This window comes from Methylococcus geothermalis (assembly GCF_012769535.1).
Taxonomy (GTDB): domain Bacteria; phylum Pseudomonadota; class Gammaproteobacteria; order Methylococcales; family Methylococcaceae; genus Methylococcus; species Methylococcus geothermalis.
The window spans coordinates 2,692,025-2,712,240 of sequence record NZ_CP046565.1 but is presented as its reverse complement, the minus strand read 5'-3'; the positions used below and the strand labels follow the sequence as shown (position 1 = coordinate 2,712,240).

The following is a 20,216-nucleotide window of genomic DNA, read 5'->3' as shown; positions in this document are numbered from 1 at the left end:
TGGGCCAGAGTGGGCTCATTTTACGGGCAATTTCCGCCGTCCAGCACGCCGGGTCCTATGCAAAACCGGCCTCTACCTCCATAATTCGGCATGACGGCGCCCAGGCGCCGTTTTTCTTGACTTCCTTATCTCTGCTCAATATGCCGAATTTCGTTTCCAACAAGCCTATTCCCGTGGCCGACCGCCTGATCATGGCGCTGGATCTGCCCGCCATCCCCGAGGCCAAAGCATTGGTGGAGCGTCTGGGTGATGCCGTGAGCTTCTACAAGGTGGGGCTGGAACTGTTCATGTCCGGCGACTGTTTCGGTCTGATCGACTGGCTCAAGGCACGGGACAAGAAGGTGTTCATCGACCTCAAGTTCTTCGATGTGCCGGAGACCGTGGGACGGGCGGTGAAGGCGCTCAGTCGCCGCGGAGTGGATTTCGCGACCGTGCACGGCAACGACGCCATCATGGAAGCGGCGGCTCGCAACAAGGGCGAACTCGGCATTCTGGCGGTCACGGTACTGACCAGCCTGGATCAGGGCGATTTGCGCGACCTCGGCTTCCAGTGCGATGTCCAGGCCCTGGTCCTCTCCCGCGCCCGGCGCGCGCTGGCGCTGGGTTGCGATGGCGTGGTTTCGTCCGGCCTCGAGGTTCCGCTGTTGCGCGATGAGATCGACCACCAGCTGATGGTCGTGTCGCCCGGCATCCGGCCGGTCGAGAACCGGCCGGAGGATGACCAGAAGCGGGTCGTGACCGTGGAGCAGGCGTTCCGCAACGGCGCCGATTACATCGTGGTGGGGCGGCCGATCCGTGATGCGGCGGATCCCCGCGAGGCTGCGCTGCGGGCGCAGGCGCAGATCCGCGAAGTGTTCGCGGCCGGCTGAACGTTCGTGGCGGGGATGTTCCCGCCTGTCGGCGTCTTGGCATTTCTGGTATCGTTTCGCTCCCATGCATCCTATCGAACAAGCTTTTAGCACGTCCTATCTCGTCGCCCTGCTGATGGGGCTGTTCAGCGCGCTGCATTGCCTGAGCATGTGCGGTTCGATCATCGGATCGCTCACGCTGAGCCTGCGGCGGGAAATCCGGGACAACAAAGGCTTGTTGATGCCCTTCGTGCTGAGCTACAACATGGGGCGGATCACCAGTTACGCGATCGGCGGTTTGATCGCCGGTCTCCTGGAGCATGTCCTGTCCATCCCCTTGGGGGAAGGGCACGGGCACCGGGTGCTGCAGATTCTCTCGGCGCTGGTGATGCTTGGGGCCGGGCTGCATATCGGAGGCTGGTTTCCGCGTTTCGCTTATATCGAAAAAGGAGGCGCTCTGTTCTGGAAGCGGCTCGAACCGTATGGGCGTCGCCTGATCCCGGTGGAAACCTTGCCGCAGGCTTTCTTCTTCGGCATGGTCTGGGGCTGGCTGCCGTGCGGACTGGTCTACACCGCTTTGGCTCTGGCGGCCACAACGGGTGATGTGGTGCGGAGCACGTTCACCATGTTGTCGTTCGGCATCGGGACTTTGCCGGCAGTGGTCGGTGTCGGTATAATGACCAGCCTGCTGGTGCGGTTATCCCGTATGCAGAAGTTCCGCCAGATCGCGGGGATCACGCTCATCGTATTGGCAGTGCTGGCCGCGTTCCCTGGCCTCAATCCGCTGGTATTGCACCATCTCGAATATTAAGAAAGTTGGGTGAGGTTATGTTTGATACGCTGATTGGACAATCACCGAGCTTCGAAGCGCTCACGAGAAGCGCCAAACTGGTCGCGGCGACCGATGTCACCGTCCTCATCGTCGGCGAGACCGGAACCGGAAAGGAGGTTCTGGCCAACGCCCTGCAAATGCACAGTCCCCGAGCGGACAAGCCGTTCGTCACGCTGAATTGCGCCGCATTGCCCGAGGCGATCGCGGAATCCGAACTGTTCGGCCATCGCCGCGGTTCCTTCACCGGCGCGGTCAGCAACCAGACCGGCCGTCTGCCTGCCGCCGATGGCGGTACGCTGTTCCTGGACGAAGTGGATTCGCTGTCCCTGCCTCTGCAGGCAAAGCTGCTGCGCTTCCTGGAAACAGGCGAGATTCAGCCGGTGGGCGAAACCCAGACGTACAACGTCGATGTGCGCATCATCGCTGCTACCAATGCCAATCTTCACGCCAGGATCGAGCGCGGCGAGTTCCGCAAGGATCTCTATTACCGGCTGAACGTGGTTCCCCTGGAGATCCCGCCGTTGCGGGACCGGATGGGTGACATCGTCCTGCTGTTGCAGCATTACATGGACCGGTTCGCGCGCGAGCACGGCTTGGCCCCCGCTACCTTCAGCAAGGCGGCGCTGAACCGCCTATGCAATTATGGATGGCCGGGCAACGTCCGCGAGCTGCGCAACGTCTGCGAGCGGCTGTCGATACTCCTGGCGGGCCGGACCATCGAAGAAAGCAATCTGCCTATTGAAATCACCTACCGGGCGTCCACGACCAAGGGTTTGTTCGCCTTACCCGACATGGGCATCGAGCTGGAACAGGTGGAAATGGACCTGATCCGTCAGGCATTGAACCGGACCAACGGCAATCGCAGCCGTTCTGCTCGCCTGCTCGGCATTTCGCGCGATACCTTGCTCTATCGGATGCAGAAATACGGCATAAATTGACCACTGGATCGATGACGAAAAAAGCCCGCTCGAAGCGGGCTTTTTTCGTCCAGGCGGGGCAGTATCAGAATCCAAACAGCCGGGCGCCCTGGTAGAACGCGAAGCTCGCGAGCCAGGCCAGCAGCAGCGACCAGAGGACGGAGCCGACCATGAACGCCCGGCTTTTCGACTCGGTGCGCAGCGTCGCCACGGTCGAAAGACAAGGCAGGTAAATAAGAGTGAACAGCATGAAGCTATAGGCTTGCACCCAATCGAGTTTCTGCGCCATCAAGCCCATCAGGGCATCTCCTTCCAGGCCGTAGATCGCAGCGAGCGAGCCGACCACGATTTCCTTGGCGACGAAGCCGAAGATCAGAGCGAGGCTCAGTTGGGCGTCTATGCCGATGGGGGACAGCACCGGCGCCAGCCAGGCGGCGACATGGCCCGCCAGGGTGTCCGCCCCGCCGGCCGGGACGTCGGTGGGAATATGGGTCAGCAGCCAGACCGCGACCACGCCGGCGGTGATGAACTTGGACGCGCGCTTCAAGAAGTGCCGGACCTCATGCCAGCCGCGCAGAACGATCTGGCGCCAGGTCGGCAAGCGGTAGGGCGGCAGCTCGATGACGAAGGGCTCATTGCTCACGAAGCGGCTCTTGAACGCGACCGCCGTCAGCAGAGCGGTCGCAAAGCTGAGGAGATACAAGCTGAACAGGACCGCGGGTGCCGTTTCGACGGTGAACAGCGCCGCCGTGATGAACAGGAATACCTGCAGCCGCGCGGAACACAGCGAAAACGGGATCACCAGCATGGTGAGCAGGCGCAGGTTGCGCGAGCGCATCACCCGCGTGCCCATCAGCGCCGGCACGTTGCAGCCGAACCCCATGAGCAGCATGACGAAACTGCGTCCGTCCAATCCCAGCCGGGCCATCAGGGCGTCCATCAGGAAGGCGACGCGCGAGAGATAGCCGCTGTCTTCGACCAGGGTCATGACCAGGAAAAACAGGATGATGATCGGCACGAACGCTGCCACGGTGCCGACGCCGCTGTAGATGCCGTCGAGCAGAAGTCCCCTGGCGAAGGCCGGTACGTCGGACATCAGCGGTTCCAGCGCGAGTGTCCGCAGTTCGGTCAATGCCCAGGCGACGCCGTCCTGCATCGGCTTGCCTAGGGTGAAGATGAACTGGAACAGCAGGAACATGAACAGAAAGAACAGCGGGAGACCCAGCCAGGGATGAAGCAGAACGCGATCGATGCGGGCCGTGGTGTTTTCCGGCAACTGTTTGGGGACGCGAACCGCGGCGCTCAGCACGTTTGCGGCGGCCGCCTCGATCTGATGCTCCTCGGCGAAGGTCGGCTCGATTGCCGCCGGCGCATGGGCGGGACTGGCATTGAGGGACCGCGTCAGGGTCTGGGTGACGTTCTGGAAGCCGCTGCCGTACTTGGCACTGAGAAGGATGACCGGCATGCGGAGGATTTCGGCCATCCTGCGGGCATCGATGTTGATCCCCAGGTGACGCGCTTCATCCGCCATGTTGAGCAGCAGGACGGTGGGAAGTCCGAGCCGGGCGACCTGGAGCGCAAACGGGAGCTGGCGGTCGATCTGGGTGGCGTTGAGCACGATGGCGACCAGGTCGACCGGGTTGTTTTCGAGAAAGTCCCGGACCACCTTCTCGTCTTCGGAAAATCCATGGAAACTGTAGATGCCCGGCAGGTCCACCACTTGCGCGACCGTGCTGCCGAGGATGATCTTGGCGCTCAGCAGGTCGACCGTGATGCCGGGCCAGTTGCCGACCCGAGCGGATGCTCCGGTCAAGCGATTGAAAAAAGTGGATTTGCCGGTATTCGGCATGCCGACCAGGGCGATTCTCTTCATCAGGCTGTCTTGGCGATGACTCGGATTCTTTCGGCGTCGCTGCGACGCATGATGATGTCCGTATTGCCGATGCGGACCTGCAAGGGGCCTTTGAAGCGGCCGTGGCGGACGACGGCGATGGCCTTGCCGACTCGGAAACCGAGGCCGACCAGGCGATGGTAGAGCGCGCCTTCCGCACTGATGGCGCGGATGATCGCCGATTCGCCTTCTTTGAGGCTGTTCAGGTTCAGGTTGGAATCCATAGGTAAACCCCGCAAATGATAATTATTCTTGAATATACCATATCCACGGGGTTTGGCGAGGGCGGCGTATCGTCACGGCCGCGACATTGTGTTTCCCGGCGCGGCAGGACTTCGCGCCGGGAACGGCTTTCTTGTTATATGAAGCTCGCACCCTTGCGGCCGGCGATGCGCAAGCGCAAGGCGTTGAGCTTGATGAAGCCTTCCGCGTCCTTCTGGTTGTAGGCGCCGCGGTCGTCTTCGAAGGTGGCGATGTTCATGTCGAACAGGCTGTTGCTTTCGGATTTTCGGCCCGCCACGCTGACGTTGCCCTTGTAGAGTTTCACCCGCACCACGCCGTTCACCGGCGCCTGGGATGCGTCGATCATCTGCTGCAGCATCCGGCGTTCCGGACTCCACCAGTAGCCTGTGTAGATCAGGCTGGCATAGCGGGGCATCAGCTCGTCCTTGAGATGGGCGACTTCGCGGTCCAGGGTGAGGGACTCGATGGCGCGGTGTGCCTTCAGCATGATGGTGCCGCCGGGGGTCTCGTAGCAGCCGCGCGACTTCATGCCGACGTAGCGGTTTTCCACGATGTCGAGCCGGCCGATGCCGTTGGCGCCGCCCAACTGGTTCAGCTTGGCCAGCACCGCCGCCGGCGTCAGGCGTTCGCCGTCGATCGCGACGATATCGCCGCGCTCATAGGTCAATTCGACGTAGGTCGGCTGGTCCGGGGCGTTTTCAGGCGAGACCGACCAGCGCCACATGTCTTCTTCCGGCTCGGCCCAGGGGTCTTCCAGGATGCCGCCTTCGTAGGAGATGTGCAGCAAGTTGGCGTCCATGGAATAGGGCGAGGCCTTGCCGCGCTTCATCTCGATGGGAATGCCGTGCTTCTCGGCGTAGGCCAGCAAGGTTTCGCGCGAGGTCAGATCCCACTCCCGCCAGGGAGCGATGACGCGGATGTCCGGCCGCAGGGCATAGGCGCCCAGTTCGAAGCGCACCTGGTCGTTGCCCTTGCCGGTGGCGCCGTGGGCGATGGCGTCCGCCCCGGTTTCGTTGGCGATCTCGATCAGGCGCTTGGCGATGAGGGGACGGGCGATGGAGGTGCCCAGCAGATATTCGCCTTCATAGATGGCATTGGCGCGGAACATGGGAAAGACGAAATCGCGGGCGAACTCCTCGCGCAGGTCGTCGATGTAGATTTCCTTGACGCCCATGGCCTGAGCCTTGGCGCGCGCCGGCTCGACTTCTTCGCCCTGGCCGAGATCGGCGGTGAAGGTCACGACTTCGCAGCCGTAGGTTTCTTCCAGCCATTTCAGGATGACCGAGGTGTCGAGGCCGCCGGAATAGGCCAGTGCGACTTTCTTGACGTTTGAGCTTGACATGAGGGGAGAACCGCAGGGTTACAGGACGAAAGCGGCGAATTATAGCGCGAACCGGGTCGAGGATCGTCCCGGCCGTTCAGCCTCTCCTGGGGTAATTTCAGGGTGGGTCATTTCACCTTGCGAGCGAGGGAAATGACGTGTTCCCGTTCGGCCGGAAGTCGGTGACGAGCTGGGAGCGCCATGATTCGCGGGATCTTCCGGACGGTGTTCAGTCCTGGTCCGATACCTGCAATCCGGATTTCGGCCTCATGGGCCAGTCATGTCACATTGTCATCAAATCTCATGGAAAGTCACACCAATGACTATAACGACAAACTCACGGAGTCTTTCGCTGGCGGCCTTGACAATAGGCGCCGCGGTCTATGCGTCTTCCAGTGCCGCCATGATGGGTGGCGGCTGCATGATGGGCTGCACTTCCACCACCGTCATCGATCCGCCCCGCGGAGCGGCGTTCGCCGATCCGGCAACGCTGCCCAATCTGTCGACGACCCCAGGCGTCGTCGAAGTCAACCTGGAGGCGAAAATCGCACCCGTCGACATCAACGGGACGACGGCAAACCTGCAGACTTACAACGGCTTGTTCCCCGGTCCCACCATCAAGGTGAAGAAAGGCGACATCTTGAAAGTCCATTTCAAGAATTCGCTGCCCTACACCGGCGTCAACGACATGGGGATGCCCCGCGACATGACCAATCTGCACACCCACGGCCTGCACGTCTCGCCCGCCGGGAACGCCGACAACGTCCTGGTGCATTTCCTGTCCGGCGAGACCTTCGACTACGAGTACGATCTCTCGCTCCATCGCGGCGGCAACCTCAATTTCTATCACCCGCATGTCCACGGCAACGTCGCGGAGCAGGTCTGGGCGGGGCAGGCGGGCGCCTTGGAGGTGGCGGACGAGAGCGCGGTGCTCTCGGGCTACGAGACCCACACCCTGGTCCTGAAGGACATCACCCTCAGCGGCGGCGCACCCGCGGCCCACACGTCGTCGGACTTCATGAACGGCAAGGAGGGTGACACGATGATGGTGAACGGCCAGGTCAACCCGGTGCTGGCGATGCGGCCGGGGCAGGTGCAGCGCTGGAAGATCGTCAACGCCAGCAACGCGCGGTTCTACAAGCTCAGCCTGGCCAGCCATTCGCTGCGGGTGGTGGGCACGGACGGCGGCCTGCTGGACAAGCCCTATGCACAGAGCACCGTGCTGCTGTCGCCGGGCGAGCGGGTGGACGTCCTGGTGAAGGCTTCAAGCACCAAGGGTTACTACAAGTTGCAGGCCTTGCCTTACAACCGCGGGGCGGGCGACTCGGCCAATCAGCAGATCACCCTGATGACCGTGAACGTCACCGGCTCATCGCTGAGCCAGAGCCTGCCGGCGACGGTCGACCCCAGTGCGACCAGGCTGAGCGTGCCGGCCAACGCCCTCACGCGGCAGATCACCCTGAGCATGGGGATGGGCATGATGGGGGGCGGCTCGGCCACCATCAACGGCATCGCCTTTTCGGACACCGAGGCCTACACCATCACCTCGGGACGCGAAACCTACGAGGTCTGGGAAATCTACAACCAAAGCATGATGGACCACCCCTTCCACCAGCACGTCAACCCGGCACAGGTGATTTCCATCAGCGGCGGCGATTCGGCGTACAACGCCTTGTACACCACGACGCCGGCCTGGAAGGACACCGTCATCGTGCCGGCCATGGGAAGCGTCAAACTGCTGGTGCCGGTGAAGGATTACGGCGGGACCACGGTATTCCATTGCCATATCCTCGAGCACGAGGACATGGGGATGATGGGGATATGGAACATCCAATAGGGAAGCCGGTTATCAGGGGCAGGGAGGCCCCTTTCCTTCACACGCCCCACTTCTTTCGCTTGCGCCACAGCGTCGCCCGACTGATGTTCAGCAGCCGGGCGGCCTGGTCGATGCGTCCGCCCGAGCGCCGCAGCGCGGCGCGGATGCGCTCGGCCTCGTCCGGCACATGTTCCGTTTCCGCCCGCGGCGCCGCGGGTTCCTCGCGGAACTCGGGCGGCAGATCGTCGAGCGCCAGCACGTCTCCGCGTCCCACGGCGAAGGCGTATTCCACCACGTTCTGCAATTCGCGCACGTTGCCCGGCCAGGCATGGTCGAGCAGGCGCCGCATGGCGTCCGGATCGATCCGGACGATGCGGCGCAGGCCGCGGGCATTGTGCCGCCCGATGAAATGCCAGAGCAGCAGACCGACGTCGCGGCGGCGCTCGCGCAAGGGCGGCAGAAAGATGGGAACCACGCGCAGCCGGTACATCAGATCCTCGCGGAAGCGGCCCTCGCGCACGGCTTCGCGCAGCGAGCGGTGGGTCGCCGCCACGATGCGCACATCCACGCTGAGCGTGCGGTCGCCGCCGACCGGGACGAAGCTGCGCTCCTGCAGCACGCGCAGCAGTTTGGCCTGTAGCTCCAGCGGCAGTTCGGCCACTTCGTCCAGGAACAGGGTACCGCTGTCGGCGCGTTGGAACAGCCCGGCATGGTCCCGCATCGCCCCGGTGAAGGCACCGCGGACATGCCCGAACAGCTCGCTTTCCAAGAGGGAAGGCGACAGCGCGGCGCAGTTGACCGCGAGAAACGGCCCCTTGGCGCGATGGCTCTCGGCATGCACGGCGCGGGCGATCAGCTCCTTGCCCGCGCCCGACTCGCCCCGCACCAATACCGTGGCCTCAGTTTCCGCGACGTTGCGGACGATGCGGAACACCTGCTTCATCGCCGGTTCGCGGGTGATCAATCCATGCAGGATTTCGACGTCGGCTTCGGCCAAGGGAGTGCCGACGGTTTCGATCGCGGCGAGCACCTCCAGCCGGCCCAGGGGGGTTCCGTCCTGGTCCCGCAAGGGCTGGAACCGGCGCCGTGCCAGGAGGGTCGAACCGTCCGCCCGCTCCACCCGAATTTCGTCCTCACCCATGCCGCGGGCTTCGTCTGCGGCAGGACGGCTATAGCCGGGCAGCAGACGGGCAATGGGCTTGCCGGTTGCGAACCCGGCCTCGTGGCCCGTCAGGCGCTCGGCGGCCGAGCTCCAGTAGCTCACGCTGCCATCTTCATCCAGCAGATAAAGAGCGCCGGCGCATTCGAGCCCGGCCAGGGCATCAAGCAGGCAGCGCGCGTCGAGACGGGGGCCCGGCGGAGTGTCGGTGCTGTGTTTCATAATGATTCAAGAATCGTAGCATGGGTTTCATCGATGAATCATAAGATGAAACGCTCGCAGCCTGCGAGACCTACTGGCTACCCAAAAAGCGTCTATCAATCATTTCATTGGCTTGATGGCACGGGTTTTGTTTCGTCCTGGCCCAGGAAGGCCAAAATGTTTTTCTTGAAGGAGAGCCGGATGATTTTCAGACAATTGTTCGAGACCGATACGTCGACCTATACCTATCTGCTGGGGTGCGAGCGCACCCGCCGAGCGGTGCTGATCGACCCGGTGGACACACAGGTCGGAAAGTATGAAGACCTGCTGCGCCAGCTCGATCTCAGGCTGGTCTACACCCTGGAAACCCATGTGCACGCCGATCACGTCACCGCCGCCGGACTCCTGCGGGAGCGCCTGCAGAGCAGGAGCGTGGTGCATCGGGATGCCGGGGCGAGATGCGCCGATCTCCTGGTGACCGATGGCGTGCCGCTGCAGGTCGGCGATCTGGAGTTCGAGGTGCGCCACACGCCGGGCCATACTGCCGGCTGTGTGAGCTATGTCATGAGCGACCGGGTATTTACCGGCGATGCCCTGTTCATCGCCGGCTGCGGCCGCACCGATTTCCAACAGGGCGACGCCGGCCTGCTCTACGACAGCATCCACCGGCGGCTTTTCACCCTCCCGCCGGACACGCTGGTGTTTCCGGGACATGATTATCATGGCAACACGGTGAGCACGATCGGCCGGGAGATGGCCAGGAACCCGCGCGTGGGGGGCGGCAGGAGCCAGGAGGAATTCATTGCCCTCATGAGCGAGCTCGAACTCGATTATCCGAAAGACATCGATCGTGCGCTGCCGGCCAACCAGGCCTGCGGCCTGCGGCCGGCTGCTGGCGGAGCGCCAAGGGTGAGGTGTCCATGACCCTTGTGCTGGCACTGGCATTGGGAATAGGTGTCCTGCTGGGACTGCTGGGCGGCGGCGGTTCGGTGCTGATGGTGCCGATGCTGGTCTACGTCGCCGGATTCGCCCCGAAGGAGGCGATTACGACGTCGCTGGTCGTCGTCGGCATGACCAGCCTGACGGCGCTGGTCGGCCATGTTCGGCATGGGCGGGTGTGCTGGAAGATGGGGGCGGTATTCGGCCTGGCGGGAATGGCCGGGGCCTACGGCGGCGGGCGTGCGGCCGCAGCGCTGCCGGGCGGAATCCTGCTGATCCTGTTCGGCCTGATGATGCTGGCGACTTCGATGGCCATGCTGCGAGGGCGCCGCGGCGGGGATGTTCCCGCCGGCAAGGCGCCCGTCTGTCCCTTGAGGCTGCCGCTGTTCGCCGTTCTGTTCGACGGCGGCCTGGTCGGTGCATCGACGGGACTGGTGGGGGCGGGAGGCGGTTTCATGGTCGTGCCGGCACTCAATCTGCTCGGCCGCTTGCCCATGCATGCCGCCGTAGCGACTTCGCTCCTGGTCGTCGCCATGAACTCGCTGGCGGCCCTGCTGGGCTACGCCGGTCATGTCCAGGTTCGCTCTGACTTGGCCGTGCCGATCGCGGGCGCAGCGGTCGCGGGGAGCCTTCTGGGCGGATGGCTGGCCGGTCGCCTCGGCGGAACGATTTTGCGCCGGCTATTCGGCGGATTCGTGGCGCTGATCGCGGTATTCGTGATGTACCGCGAGCTGACGCCGGAACGGCTGGACGAGATCGGCGCGCTGGTTTCCGCCCATCCGGATTTTTTCCGCGGCGCGGCGGCCGTGCTGGTGGCGATGCTGTTGTCGCGGGTGCGAGGATGGCTCCATTCGCGCTACTTCGGCGCCGGCAGGACGGTCCCTTAGGCAGGGGTCGGGCCGATGTCGAAAAAGCACGCTGTCGGTGTGGTGAAATCAACGAAAAGGTGTACGATTGGCGCATTCGTGCCTGTCGGCCACTGGAAGCGGGCTGATTCCTGACGGAATGCGAGGGACATCATGAAACCATGCGATGGATGTCGTTCTGTCCCGGTCCACGCGCCGCGGGCTGGCATGGCCGCCTTCAAGCGCCTGGCCGGATTGGGCCGGCGTTTCCCCTTTGCGCGCGAGCTCACGCTGGCGTTGCTGTTCAAGATGATCATGCTGTGGGGCCTGTGGGCGCTGTTCTTCCGCCCCGATCCGGATGCCCCGAAACCGTCGCGTCCGGCGGTTCTGCTCTCCGCAAATCCCTTTTCCTCTCCCAACCAGGAGGCGCTCAAGCCATGATAGGTGAAGACATCGTCAACCTTTCCAGGCTGCAATTCGGCCTGACCGCGCTCTACCACTTTCTGTTCGTGCCCCTGACCTTGGGGCTCACTTTCCTTTTGGCCATCATGGAATCGGTCTACGTGATGACGGGCAAGGAGGTGTATAAGGACATGACCCGTTTCTGGGGCAAGCTGTTCGGCATCAACTTCGCCATGGGCGTGACGACCGGCATCACCCTGGAGTTCCAGTTCGGCACCAACTGGTCATACTACTCGCATTACGTCGGCGACATCTTCGGTCCCATCCTGGCCAGCGAAGGCCTGATGTCGTTCTTCCTGGAATCGACCTTCGTCGGCCTGTTCTTCTTCGGCTGGGACCGCATGAGCCGGGTGCAGCATCTGAGTGTCACCTGGCTGCTGGCGCTGGGCACCAACACCTCGGCGCTGTGGATTCTGATCGCCAACGCCTGGATGCAGCACCCCGTGGGAACGGAATTCAATGACCAGACCCTGCGCATGGAGCTGACCAGCTTCGCCGACGTGTTCTTCAATCCCGTGGCCCAGGTCAAGTTCGTGCATACGGTCGCAGCCGGCTACGTCACCGGGGCGATGTTCGTCCTCGGCATATCCTCCTGGTATCTGCTGAAAGGGTGGGACATCGGGTTCGCCCGCCGCTCCTTCTCGATCGCCGCGGCGTTCGGCTTGGCCTCGATCCTTTCGGTCATCGTGCTGGGCGATGAAAGCGGTTACACCGACGGCGAGGTGCAAAAGGTCAAGCTGGCCGCCATCGAAGGGGCTTGGGAAACCGAAAAGCCGCCGGCAGCGTTCACCGTCGTCGGCTTTCCGGACCAGGACAGGCAGGAAACCCGCTATGCGCTCCGGATACCGTACGTGCTCGGCCTGATCGCGACGCGCTCCATCGACGAAGAGGTCAAGGGACTGAAGGAGCTGCGGGAATCCAGCTTGGCCCATATCCGCAGCGGCCAGATCGCCTACGGGGCCCTGGAGCGGATAAGGGAGGGCGATACCAGCGCCGCGGTGAAGACTGAATTCGAAGCGCACAAGGCCGACCTGGGCTTCGCTCTGTTGCTCGCCAAATACACCGAAGGCATTGCCGGGGCGGGCGAGGACTTGGTGCAGAAGGCCGCAACCGACACCATTCCACGCGTCGGGCCGCTGTTCTGGACCTTCCGCATCATGGTGGCCTGCGGCTTCACCCTGCTGTTCATCTTCGTGATGGCCTTCTATTACTGTGCGATACGGGTGGCGGACCGCAAGCGCTGGCTGCTGAAGCTGGCGGTCTGGTCCATTCCGTTGCCCTGGATCGCGGCGGAAACCGGCTGGTTCGTCGCCGAATACGGCCGCCAGCCCTGGACCATTTCCGGCGTGCTTCCCACGCATTTGAGCACCTCGTCAATCAGCGCCGGAGAACTCTGGTTCAGCATTGCCGGCTTTGCGTTCTTCTATACAGCGCTCCTGGTGATTGAACTTTACCTCATGCTCAAGTACGTGAAGCTCGGACCGAGCAGCCTGCACACCGGACGATACCATTTCGAGCGGCCGGCAGCGGCGCTCTCCCATTCAGCAGCTTGATAAGCGTCGGGAGGTCCACATGTTCGACTATGAAACCATGCGGGTGATCTGGTGGGTGATCACCGGAGCGGTGGTGACGGGTTTCGTCCTCACCGTGGGATTCGATTTCGGCATCGGCGCCCTGCTGCCATTCGTAGGCCGCAACGACGTCGAGCGGCGGGTGGTGATCAACACCATCGGGCCGACCTGGGACGGCAATCAGGTCTGGCTGATCCTGCTCGGCGGAGCCATCTTCGCCGTATGGCCCGCGGTTTACGCGACGCTGTTCTCGGGGCTCTACATCGCGATGCTGCTGGTGTTGTACACCCTGTTCTTCCGGCCGGTCGGTTTCGATTACCGCAGCAAGCTGGCATCGCCCACGTGGCGCAACGCCTGGGACTGGGGCTTGTTCATCGGCGGTGCGGTACCGCCCGTCCTCATGGGCGTCTTGGTCGGCAACCTGCTGGTCGGGTTGCCATTCCATCTCGACGGGAACCTCCGCACCTTCTATGACGGCAGCTTCTTCGGCTTGCTGACGCCGTTTCCACTCCTTTGCGGCGTCATCGGCGTGCTCGCCTGCGTCTTTCACGGTGCGGTTTACTTGAGTTGCCGGACCGAAGGCGCGATCGAGCAGCGCGCCCGGCGCATCGCGCTGATCGGTGGTCTGGTGCTGGTCGTGCTGATCGTGTTAGCCGCGGCATGGGTGATCCTCGGCATCCCGCGGCCGGAAATCGTGACCGCGGCCGGCCCCGGCGCACCATCCAATCCGATGGCGAAGACGGTCGATTTTTCCGGCAGCTGGCTGGCGAATTTCCTGGCCCATCCGCGCATGTTCGTCGCTCCCGCGCTGGCCGTGCTGGGTGTGCCGGCGGCGGCGGTGCTCGCGGGCAGCGGCCGCGCGGTAGCGGCCTTCGCCGCCAGCTCGGTCGGCATCGGCGGCTTGCTTTGGACGGTCGGTTTCGGCCTGTTCCCGTTCCTGTTGATCTCGACCACCGATCCCCGCAGCAGCCTGACGATCTGGGACGCCAGCGCCAGCCATCTGAACCTGCAGTGGTCCCTGGCGATCACCCTGGTGTTCCTGCCCATCGTGCTGCTCTACACGCAATGGGCCTACCGGGTGATCTGGGGCAAGGTGACGGAGGCGGACATCGCCAAAGGCGATCACACGCTGTATTGAATGGGGGCAGTTCGTCCGCTTGGACAGGAGGAATCGACTATGTGGTACTTCGCTTGGATTCTCGGCGTAGGCTTCGCCTGCGCGTTCGGCATCATCAATGCCATGTGGCTGGAGTCGGTATGCGATATCGACGCCGAGGGCTCGGGAGAGCAGCGGAAATGATCCATTCGGCGCGCTATCGAACCGGTTCCGTCGTTCAATTTCGCACAGGAGTCGCGTCATGAATCGAAAACTCTCCCATGCTCTGGTTTGGGTGTGTGTATTGGTGTCATCGGCAGGAACCCTGGCCGACGATAAGAATCTGACCGAGCAGCAGGTGCCAAAACCGGTGCTCGACACATTCAAGGCGGTTTATCCGAATGCGACGGACATCGAATACGAGGAAAAGGTGAAGCATGGCCAGACCGTCTATGAGATCGAGTTCAAGGATAAAGGCGTCGAACGCGAGATCGTATACAGCGCCGACGGCAAGGTGCTGAAGTCCGAATGGGATGATTAGGGAGAATCCGTTGCGGTCGCGGGAGCGGTTTCCGCGCCGACGGCTGGCATCCGCACGCCGGTCGGGTCCGGTCCGGCTTCAACGAAAGGTGCTGTGATGCCAAACAGAAGGTCCTGGAAACAAGGAAGCGGGTCTGTGTTGATGGGGTTCCGTAGGGCATCGGTTCGTTCGGTACCTTGTGACGCCGTTGAAGCGCGGCGCCCTTGCCGGCGGTAGAAAACCGGTTCGGACCGGTGGATGGCGAAGCCCCGCTCGCGGACCCAGCTCGATGACCGTCGGGGAAGCCGAATGTCCTCCGCGATACGCCTCATCGCCGAAGACGGCGAGCTTGATCTGGTCGAGGGGTTCCTCCCGCCGGCCGAATGCGCCGGACTCGGCTCGCGCCTGCTCGGCGAGCTCGCCTGGCATGGCGAGGAAATCGCGATCTTCGGACGGCGGATGGCGGTGCCGCGCCTGTTGTGCTGGTATGGCGATCCCGGCGCGGTCTATCGCTATTCGGGCGTGTCGCATGAACCGTTACCATGGGATGCGGCACTCGCTGGCTTGCGGGATCGAATCGAGGCATTCACCGGACGATCCTTCAACGCCGTTCTTTGCAACCGCTACCGCACGGGCAAGGATTCCATGGGTTGGCACGCCGACGACGAGCCCGAACTCGGCGAGCGTCCGTTCATTGCCTCGCTGAGCCTGGGGGCCGAGCGGACGTTCCGCATCCGTCATCGCCGGACCGGCAAAACCCTCGATGTGCCGCTGCGGGATGGGGACCTGCTGCTGATGGGCGGGGCGTTGCAGTCGTGCTGGAAGCATTGCATCCCCAAGACCGCGAAAGCCTGCGGCGAACGCGTCAATCTCACGTTCCGCCGGATCGTCCAGCCCGGTTGAGGCACGCCGGCGGCAATTCGGCCGGCGTGCAATGTTCCGGGTTCAGAACGGGTGATACTGGTACAGCCAGGTTTCGGACATCACTTCGTCCTTGTGGCGCAGATAGCAGCGGATTTCGACCGGATCGGGCCCTTCCACCGCCAGGTCGAAATGGGTGCGCCAATGCCCCGGCACGTCATCCGGCACGGCTTCGATTTCGAGCCGCGACAATTCCCCGCGGGAGGCGGTGACGACCGGCTCGGGCTTCTCGCCGAAGGGCAGTTTCGCCAACGGCTTGCCCAGGAATTCGACCATGAACTTGCGCACGCCCTTGGGGCGCGGCTTGCCGGGCTGACCGCCGTTGCCCAGCCGGGTTGCCACGCAGCGGGCCAGCGGACTGGGGAACGGCTCGTCCGCCAGCCAGTGGATGCGGTAGCGCAGGTCGTAGGTCTTGCCTGCCGTCGCCGGTTCACGCGGCACCCACATCGCTACGATGTTGTCGTGGATCTCGTCGTCGGTGGGGATTTCGGTGAGCTGCACTGCGCCTTCGCCCCAGTCGCCGAGCGGCTCGACCCAGGCTGTGGGCCGCAGGTGGTAGCGCACGCCATCCAGGTAATGGTCGAATACCCGGTCGCGCTGGCCGAGCCCGAAGCCTTTGGGGGATTTGTCGGAAAAGCTGGACACCATGATATGAGCGGGATTGTTGAGTGGCCGCCAGATGTGCTCGCCGATGCCGGTCCACAGCGCCAGGCCGTCGGAATCGTGCACCTCCGGCCGCCAGTCGACCCCGGTGGGCTTGGCGGTTTCCGAGAACCAGTACATGGAGGTCAGCGGCGCAATGCCCAAGCGTTCGATGTCCTTGCGTAGGAACAGTGCGGCCTCGATTTCCATGACCACGCCCTTGGTCCGCTTGAGCGAGAACCGGTAGGCACCGGTCAGGCTGGGACCGTCGAGCAGGGCATGGACGGTCACGGGATCGTCGGCCTTGCACGAGGCTTCGAACCAGAACGAGACGAAATCCGGGAACTCTTCCGGACTGGCTGTACCGGGGTTCAGCGCGATGCCGCGGGCGGACAGGCCAACCTGGCCCAGTTCGCCGATGGCCCGGAAATACGAGGCGCCGAGGAAGGTGACCCAGGGTTCGCGCTTCTTCCAGTCCGCTTCCTTGCGGCTTTCGTGCAGCCAGAAGCCGGCGAAGGCCGACGGAACGGCCGGCAACCTGCTGGCCACATGATCCGGCCCCATGGTGAAGAGTTTGGGATCGTACAGTATCTCCCTCGCCGCGCCCTTTTCGACGACGTTCATGGTCACCGTCTTGGGGAAGAACATGCCGACGTGTTGGAACGAGATCGGGTAGCAGCCGCCGCTTTCGGCCCACAGGGCGGCTTCCTTGCGGTATTGCAGCTTGCCGTGGGCGTCGTAGTCGATCTGCTTGACGATTTCCGGATCGGGCTGGGGCGGCGGCGTATATTCACGCCCCGCCCGCTCGCGCGCCAGCGCTTTCAGTATCTCGAAGGAGAAGGGGGAGGGCGCCCCGAATTTCAGTCCGGATTCGGCGTGCGCTGTGCCCGCTTTGAGCAGTGAAAGTGCGTTCATCGCGATGGCGAGCTGGAGGAAATTGCGGCGGCTGAGACTCATGGGATCGAATTGTCCTGCAAGGATCGTTTGTCATGGAGACGGCCGGGCGCGAAGACCCTACGCCGGAGCGGCGCCTATTCTAAGGCCGCGCCAGCAGTACTCAAGAGGGGACGGTCACAGCACGAACTTGCAGCCGATCAGCAACAGGAGCGTGGCGAGTGCCGGCCGCAGCACCCATTCCGGAATCCTGGCGCTCAGGTGGCTGCCCAGATAGATGCCGGGGAGCGAGCCCACCAGGAGGCTGCCGAGCAGGGTGAAATCGACATTGCCCATGTGCAGATGGCCCAGGCCAGCCACGGCGGTCAGCGGGATCGCGTGCGCCAGGTCGGTGCCCACGATGCGGACCGTCGCCAGTCGCGGGTACAGGAACAGCAGCGCGACGGTGCCCAGGGCACCCGCGCCGACCGAGGATAGGGTGACCAGCACGCCGAGAACGAGGCCGACCAGCACGGTCAGCATGCCTTGCCAGCGTCCGAAACGCTCGGCATGGGTCAGGCGCTGGACCGGTGATTTCTGCGAGAGCCGCTTGCGCAGCAGCAGGGACAGGCCGGTAAAGATCAGGGCGATGCCCAGCGTCGTCGTAATGATCGCGGTCACCGCCTCGTCCTTCTTGAATACGGTTTCCAACAGGTAGATGACGGCCAGCGCCGCTGGGATGCTGCCCACTGCCAATTGGAAGACGACCTTCCATTCGACCGACCGGTGGGAACGGTGGTGGACGAGGACGCCGCCGCCCTTGGTAATCGCAGCGAACAGCAGATCGGTCCCCACCGCCGTCTTGGGGGCGAATCCGAACATGAAAACCAGCAAGGGGGTCATCAGCGAGCCGCCGCCGACACCGGTCAAGCCGACCAGGAACCCCACCAGCAGTCCAGACATTGCATATGCAGTAGTCATGACCCTCTCCGGGCAAAAGAGGTGGAGTCTATAGGACCATCGATATGTTAGGCAGGATTTTTATGTTATACAGTTATAATCAATTGGAATATGCCTGTTCCGGAACGTCCCCCAGATTCCGGTGGCCAAGACGGAACCGTGGGAGGCGACGTACGAGTCCTATCGCCAAGACTATCTTTTGAGCCGGTTTTGCTGGAAACTAAGCGCTAGTAAACAAGCACTTGGACACATGGACAAAGCAACACGCACATCCGCGCGGCTGCGGATCGCCGGTATGACGCTGCTGGCGATCGCGGGGGCGATTCCCCTGCTTTTTGCCGCGCCGCTCGAGGTTTGGCTGGCTTACCTGAGAGATGCGCGGTCCTGGTTCGACGGGATCGGGCCGCTGGCGCCGCCCGTATTCGTCCTGGTTTCCGCGCTGCTGACGGCTTTTGGGTTCCCCCGCCTGGTCTTCTGTGTTCTCGGCGGACTGCTGTTCGGTGTCGTCTGGGGAACGGTGTGGAGCGAGCTGGGCACCGTGCTTGGCGCGTACGGCACGTTCCTGTTCGCGCGCTGGTCGGCCCGTGAACTCGTGCTGCGGCGCTATCCGAAATTGCATGCTCTGGCTGCCCGTGTCCAGGGCCGGAAAGGCTGGTGGTCCGTCGTGCTGATCCGGCAGATCCCGGTCGCGGGGCTCTACAACGACATTCTGCTCGGCATCAGCGCGATCGGGCACCGCGATTTCTGGATCGGCACTGGACTGGGTTTTCTTCCCCAAGGCATGGCGGCGACCTTGGTCGGCGCCGGCATGGTGCAGACCGATTTCGTCGAGGTCGGTCAATATCTTGCCGTCGCAGCAACCGCTCTCCTCGTTTTGACTCTGGCCTGGAACCGCCTCGTCGCCCAGGCCGGCAAGCAGCACGCCGCCTAAGCGGCTGCTTTCCCCGCCACGAGTTCGCTCAACGCGTCCAGCAGGATTTGGCATTCCTCTTCCGTGCCGATGGTGACGCGGAGGAACTGATCGATCCGCGGCAGCCTGAAATGGCGGACGATGATGTGCCTTTCACGCAAGGCTGCTGCGAGTTCGCCGGCATCGTGGGAGGGGTGGCGGGCGAAGACGAAATTGGCGGCCGACGGCAGAACTTCGAAGCCCAGATCGGCAAGCGCCTGAGCGACCCATTGCCGTGTCCACATGATGGCTTGCCGCGACCATTCGAAGTGGTCCCGGTCTTCGAAGGCCGCGACGCCCCCCGCGATTGCCAGGCGATCGAGCGGATAGGAATTGAAGCTGCCTTTCACCCGCTCCAGGGCTTCGATCAATCCTTCGTGTCCGAACGCGAAACCGACCCGCAGGCCGGCCAGGGACCTGGATTTCGACAACGTCTGGATGACCAGCAGATTGGGAAACTGGTTGACCAGCGCCGCCGCCGAGTCACCGCCGAAGTCGATGTAAGCCTCGTCCACGATGACGACCGAATCCCGGTTCCGACCCAGCAGCGTTTCGATGTCCGCCAGGGGCAGCAGGCGCCCCGTCGGCGCATTGGGATTGGGGAACACGATGCCGCCGTTGGGCCGCATATAGTCCTCGACCCGGATCTCATAGCTGTCGGTCAGCGGCACGCAGGTGTAGGCGATGTCATACAGACCGCAATAGACGGGATAGAAGCTGTAGGTGATATCGGGAAACAGGATGGGCAGCGGGTGTTTCAGCAACGCCTGAAACGCGTGCGCCAGAACTTCGTCCGATCCGTTTCCCACGAAGACCTGGTCGGTGCCGATGCCCTGGTACTGGGCGATGGCCCGTTTGAGTGTTTCGGCATTCGGATCGGGGTAAAGCCTGAGGGAGGCTCCGAGTTCGGCGCGTATGGCCTCCAGGACCTTGGGCGAGGGTGGATACGGATTCTCGTTGGTGTTCAGTTTGACGAGATTGCTGAGCTTGGGCTGTTCGCCGGGCACATAGGGCCTCAGGTCCCGGACCAGCGCACTCCAATAGGGATTCATAGACTTCTCGAAACATAGCGGAAGCGTAAAAGATAGCCGACGGCAGCCGCGAGGTCCATTTTGGCGGCTCGGCGATCGCCCTACGGACCTCCCTGCGATTCATGAATAAAGGGGGATGGGGCGCAGCAAGCCTCTCGATTCCTGCCGCGAGGGGCGGG

20 protein-coding genes are annotated in these 20,216 nt (G+C 63.1%); 13 read left to right on the top strand and 7 right to left on the bottom strand.

The window, feature by feature from the left end; genetic code table 11:
* The first annotated feature begins 140 nt into the window (after window positions 1–140).
* From pyrF to GNH96_RS12570, 3 genes are all read left to right on the top strand, one after another.
* Window positions 141–869, top strand: a complete 729-nt coding sequence (pyrF, locus tag GNH96_RS12580) for an orotidine-5'-phosphate decarboxylase (RefSeq protein WP_169604707.1) — start codon at window positions 141–143, stop codon at window positions 867–869.
* 64 nt (window positions 870–933) lie between these two features.
* On the top strand, window positions 934–1,659 hold the full coding sequence (locus GNH96_RS12575; protein WP_228719849.1) for a sulfite exporter TauE/SafE family protein: 726 nt from the start codon (window positions 934–936) through the stop codon (window positions 1,657–1,659).
* Window positions 1,660–1,676: 17 nt separating this feature from the next.
* A complete protein-coding gene (locus GNH96_RS12570; protein WP_169603997.1) occupies window positions 1,677–2,618 on the top strand; it encodes a sigma-54 interaction domain-containing protein in 942 nt (313 codons plus the stop codon).
* A gap of 64 nt (window positions 2,619–2,682) precedes the next feature.
* On the opposite strand, the gene feoB is transcribed toward GNH96_RS12570, so the two are convergent.
* The 3 genes from feoB to GNH96_RS12555 form a co-directional block, all read right to left on the bottom strand.
* On the bottom strand, window positions 2,683–4,470 hold the full coding sequence (gene feoB, locus GNH96_RS12565) for a ferrous iron transport protein B (RefSeq protein WP_169603996.1): 1,788 nt from the start codon (window positions 4,468–4,470) through the stop codon (window positions 2,683–2,685).
* Window positions 4,470–4,712 (bottom strand): FeoA family protein, encoded by a 243-nt coding sequence (locus GNH96_RS12560; protein WP_169603995.1) that lies wholly within the window; start codon window positions 4,710–4,712, stop codon window positions 4,470–4,472. The genes feoB and GNH96_RS12560 overlap by 1 nt, the downstream gene beginning before the upstream one ends.
* A 134-nt stretch (window positions 4,713–4,846) precedes the next feature.
* Window positions 4,847–6,073: an argininosuccinate synthase gene (locus GNH96_RS12555; RefSeq protein ID WP_169603994.1), complete on the bottom strand. Its 1,227-nt coding sequence runs from the start codon at window positions 6,071–6,073 to the stop codon at window positions 4,847–4,849.
* A gap of 340 nt (window positions 6,074–6,413) precedes the next feature.
* Here GNH96_RS12555 and GNH96_RS12550 point away from each other — a divergent pair, with 340 nt between their 5' ends.
* On the top strand, window positions 6,414–7,889 hold the full coding sequence (locus GNH96_RS12550) for a multicopper oxidase family protein (protein ID WP_228719848.1): 1,476 nt from the start codon (window positions 6,414–6,416) through the stop codon (window positions 7,887–7,889).
* A 37-nt stretch (window positions 7,890–7,926) separates the two neighbouring features.
* Here GNH96_RS12550 and GNH96_RS12545 read toward each other — a convergent pair whose 3' ends face one another.
* A complete protein-coding gene (locus tag GNH96_RS12545) occupies window positions 7,927–9,249 on the bottom strand; it encodes a sigma-54 interaction domain-containing protein (RefSeq protein WP_169603992.1) in 1,323 nt (440 codons plus the stop codon).
* Between the two features lie 180 nt (window positions 9,250–9,429).
* Between GNH96_RS12545 and GNH96_RS12540 the strand changes: the two genes are divergently transcribed.
* The 8 genes from GNH96_RS12540 to GNH96_RS12505 all read left to right on the top strand — a co-directional run bounded on the left by GNH96_RS12540 (window position 9,430) and on the right by GNH96_RS12505 (window position 15,564).
* The gene (locus GNH96_RS12540) at window positions 9,430–10,152 is read left to right on the top strand and encodes an MBL fold metallo-hydrolase (RefSeq protein ID WP_169603991.1); all 723 of its coding nucleotides are present in this window, start codon (window positions 9,430–9,432) and stop codon (window positions 10,150–10,152) included.
* Window positions 10,149–11,054, top strand: a complete 906-nt coding sequence (locus GNH96_RS12535) for a sulfite exporter TauE/SafE family protein (RefSeq protein WP_169603990.1) — start codon at window positions 10,149–10,151, stop codon at window positions 11,052–11,054. Before GNH96_RS12540 ends, GNH96_RS12535 begins: the two co-directional genes overlap by 4 nt.
* A 186-nt stretch (window positions 11,055–11,240) precedes the next feature.
* On the top strand, window positions 11,241–11,453 hold the full coding sequence (locus tag GNH96_RS12530) for a hypothetical protein (RefSeq protein WP_169603989.1): 213 nt from the start codon (window positions 11,241–11,243) through the stop codon (window positions 11,451–11,453).
* Entirely contained in the window at window positions 11,450–13,027 is a 1,578-nt protein-coding gene (locus GNH96_RS12525) for a cytochrome ubiquinol oxidase subunit I (protein WP_169603988.1), read from the top strand. Before GNH96_RS12530 ends, GNH96_RS12525 begins: the two co-directional genes overlap by 4 nt.
* A 19-nt stretch (window positions 13,028–13,046) precedes the next feature.
* Window positions 13,047–14,183 (top strand): cytochrome d ubiquinol oxidase subunit II, encoded by a 1,137-nt coding sequence (gene cydB / locus GNH96_RS12520; RefSeq protein WP_169603987.1) that lies wholly within the window; start codon window positions 13,047–13,049, stop codon window positions 14,181–14,183.
* A 39-nt stretch (window positions 14,184–14,222) separates the two neighbouring features.
* Window positions 14,223–14,345, top strand: coding sequence for a cytochrome bd-I oxidase subunit CydX (gene cydX, locus GNH96_RS12515; protein ID WP_169603986.1), 123 nt, complete (start codon window positions 14,223–14,225; stop codon window positions 14,343–14,345).
* A gap of 58 nt (window positions 14,346–14,403) precedes the next feature.
* Window positions 14,404–14,682, top strand: coding sequence for a PepSY domain-containing protein (locus tag GNH96_RS12510; RefSeq protein WP_169603985.1), 279 nt, complete (start codon window positions 14,404–14,406; stop codon window positions 14,680–14,682).
* 237 nt (window positions 14,683–14,919) lie between these two features.
* Window positions 14,920–15,564, top strand: a complete 645-nt coding sequence (locus GNH96_RS12505) for an alpha-ketoglutarate-dependent dioxygenase AlkB family protein (RefSeq protein ID WP_228719847.1) — start codon at window positions 14,920–14,922, stop codon at window positions 15,562–15,564.
* Between the two features lie 42 nt (window positions 15,565–15,606).
* Here GNH96_RS12505 and GNH96_RS12500 read toward each other — a convergent pair whose 3' ends face one another.
* Window positions 15,607–17,181, bottom strand: coding sequence for a glucan biosynthesis protein (locus GNH96_RS12500; RefSeq protein WP_169603984.1), 1,575 nt, complete (start codon window positions 17,179–17,181; stop codon window positions 15,607–15,609).
* A gap of 114 nt (window positions 17,182–17,295) precedes the next feature.
* On the bottom strand, window positions 17,296–18,078 hold the full coding sequence (locus tag GNH96_RS12495) for a sulfite exporter TauE/SafE family protein (RefSeq protein WP_169603983.1): 783 nt from the start codon (window positions 18,076–18,078) through the stop codon (window positions 17,296–17,298).
* A gap of 229 nt (window positions 18,079–18,307) precedes the next feature.
* Between GNH96_RS12495 and GNH96_RS12490 the strand changes: the two genes are divergently transcribed.
* A complete protein-coding gene (locus GNH96_RS12490) occupies window positions 18,308–18,988 on the top strand; it encodes a TVP38/TMEM64 family protein (RefSeq protein WP_169603982.1) in 681 nt (226 codons plus the stop codon).
* Here the strand turns inward: GNH96_RS12490 and hisC are convergent.
* A complete protein-coding gene (hisC, locus tag GNH96_RS12485; protein ID WP_169603981.1) occupies window positions 18,985–20,058 on the bottom strand; it encodes a histidinol-phosphate transaminase in 1,074 nt (357 codons plus the stop codon). The genes GNH96_RS12490 and hisC overlap by 4 nt on opposite strands.
* Between the last annotated feature and the right edge of the window lie 158 nt (window positions 20,059–20,216).

What these genes read in the sequence shown, in the direction of transcription:
- GNH96_RS12560 (WP_169603995.1), bottom strand. Translation starts at nt 4,712, where the DNA reads ATGGATTCCAACCTGAACCTGAACAGCCTCAAAGAAGGCGAATCGGCG.
- GNH96_RS12495 (WP_169603983.1), bottom strand. Translation starts at nt 18,078, where the DNA reads ATGACTACTGCATATGCAATGTCTGGACTGCTGGTGGGGTTCCTGGTC.
- GNH96_RS12535 (WP_169603990.1), top strand. Translation starts at nt 10,149, where the DNA reads ATGACCCTTGTGCTGGCACTGGCATTGGGAATAGGTGTCCTGCTGGGA.
- GNH96_RS12540 (WP_169603991.1), top strand. Translation starts at nt 9,430, where the DNA reads ATGATTTTCAGACAATTGTTCGAGACCGATACGTCGACCTATACCTAT.
- GNH96_RS12490 (WP_169603982.1), top strand. Translation starts at nt 18,308, where the DNA reads ATGGACAAAGCAACACGCACATCCGCGCGGCTGCGGATCGCCGGTATG.
- cydX (WP_169603986.1), top strand. Translation starts at nt 14,223, where the DNA reads ATGTGGTACTTCGCTTGGATTCTCGGCGTAGGCTTCGCCTGCGCGTTC.
- GNH96_RS12570 (WP_169603997.1), top strand. Translation starts at nt 1,677, where the DNA reads ATGTTTGATACGCTGATTGGACAATCACCGAGCTTCGAAGCGCTCACG.
- cydB (WP_169603987.1), top strand. Translation starts at nt 13,047, where the DNA reads ATGTTCGACTATGAAACCATGCGGGTGATCTGGTGGGTGATCACCGGA.
- GNH96_RS12525 (WP_169603988.1), top strand. Translation starts at nt 11,450, where the DNA reads ATGATAGGTGAAGACATCGTCAACCTTTCCAGGCTGCAATTCGGCCTG.
- feoB (WP_169603996.1), bottom strand. Translation starts at nt 4,470, where the DNA reads ATGAAGAGAATCGCCCTGGTCGGCATGCCGAATACCGGCAAATCCACT.
- GNH96_RS12510 (WP_169603985.1), top strand. Translation starts at nt 14,404, where the DNA reads ATGAATCGAAAACTCTCCCATGCTCTGGTTTGGGTGTGTGTATTGGTG.
- pyrF (WP_169604707.1), top strand. Translation starts at nt 141, where the DNA reads ATGCCGAATTTCGTTTCCAACAAGCCTATTCCCGTGGCCGACCGCCTG.
- GNH96_RS12555 (WP_169603994.1), bottom strand. Translation starts at nt 6,073, where the DNA reads ATGTCAAGCTCAAACGTCAAGAAAGTCGCACTGGCCTATTCCGGCGGC.
- GNH96_RS12505 (WP_228719847.1), top strand. Translation starts at nt 14,920, where the DNA reads ATGGCGAAGCCCCGCTCGCGGACCCAGCTCGATGACCGTCGGGGAAGC.
- hisC (WP_169603981.1), bottom strand. Translation starts at nt 20,058, where the DNA reads ATGAATCCCTATTGGAGTGCGCTGGTCCGGGACCTGAGGCCCTATGTG.
- GNH96_RS12545 (WP_169603992.1), bottom strand. Translation starts at nt 9,249, where the DNA reads ATGAAACACAGCACCGACACTCCGCCGGGCCCCCGTCTCGACGCGCGC.
- GNH96_RS12500 (WP_169603984.1), bottom strand. Translation starts at nt 17,181, where the DNA reads ATGAGTCTCAGCCGCCGCAATTTCCTCCAGCTCGCCATCGCGATGAAC.
- GNH96_RS12575 (WP_228719849.1), top strand. Translation starts at nt 934, where the DNA reads ATGCATCCTATCGAACAAGCTTTTAGCACGTCCTATCTCGTCGCCCTG.
- GNH96_RS12530 (WP_169603989.1), top strand. Translation starts at nt 11,241, where the DNA reads ATGGCCGCCTTCAAGCGCCTGGCCGGATTGGGCCGGCGTTTCCCCTTT.